Raw genomic sequence first — 1,090 nt, forward strand, 5'->3', positions numbered from 1 at the left:
TTAGTTTAGGATTTTTAGTTGATGTACAAAAGGGTGGTAAATACAGATCTTTAACAAATATATGGGGTAACTACTCAGGTATTCTTGAACAAACTGCAACTAACAACAAAAGAGAAGTGGGAACCGTTTTAGAAGGCGTAACAGGTACTATCACGTATGACGCTAATGGTGACTATGTTGTTACAAATACCTCTCCTAATACTCAAGTAATATCTGCACAACAAGAAGGTACAGATTATTTCTTTGGAGCAGATGCTGCTAACGTATTTAATGCAGATTATATAAAGTTAAGAGAAGTTAGTTTAAGTTATAAATTACCTTCATCATTATTAAAAAACACAGGTATTTCAGCTGTAAACATATCTGCTTTTGGAAGAAACTTAGGTGTTTGGGGACTAGATAATGAAAACTTTGACCCAGAAGTAGCTACTTCTGGAAGTGGAAACATCCAGGGTTCTGAAGGTGGATCACTTCCTTCAACTAAAAGCTATGGATTAAACTTACAATTAAAATTCTAAGAAAATGAAAAATAAACTTATATTATTATTAGCAATTGTATTGGCAATTACTTTTAATTCCTGTGACCAAGATTTAGCAGAAATTAATGAGAATCCAAACAACCCAGAGGTAGTACCCACTAGTAATATTTTTGCTAGTGCTACTAAACAATTTACAGATTTCTCAAGAGACGCATTTAACGAAGGGAGATTAACTCTTCCTTGGGTTCAATACTGGGGACAAACTGCTTATGCTGATGAAGACAGATATTTATATCGTGAATCTTCTGCAGAATCTATATACCGTAACACTTATTTAGTTGCTACAGATTTTAAAGCTATATTGGATCAAAATACAAACGAAGAAACAAGAGGTCTTGCTGCCGCATACGGAGATAATGACAACCAAATTGCCGCTTCTCGTATTATGCTTTCTTATATGTTTTACGAATTAACAAACTTTTTTGGGGATGTTCCTTACTATTCTTATGGTTCAGACAACGCTAGTTTTGAAGGTTTAAACTTAGATTTAACCGCCACTCCTGTTTTTGCTTCTCAAGAAGACATCTATATTGACATTCTTAAAGAATTAA

At 33.7% G+C, this 1,090-nt stretch carries 1 protein-coding gene and 1 pseudogene; both read left to right on the forward strand.

All coding sequences use genetic code 11. From position 1 onward, the window contains the following. Positions 1-518: pseudogene (locus tag ABJD66_RS11175) on the forward strand (SusC/RagA family TonB-linked outer membrane protein); the annotation flags it as partial. Between the two features lie 4 nt (positions 519-522). After that, positions 523-1,090 (forward strand): SusD/RagB family nutrient-binding outer membrane lipoprotein (locus ABJD66_RS11180; protein ID WP_348131514.1); only part of this gene is annotated, 568 nt, incomplete at its 3' end.

This window comes from Cellulophaga sp. (assembly GCF_039943695.1).
GTDB lineage: Bacteria > Bacteroidota > Bacteroidia > Flavobacteriales > Flavobacteriaceae > Cellulophaga.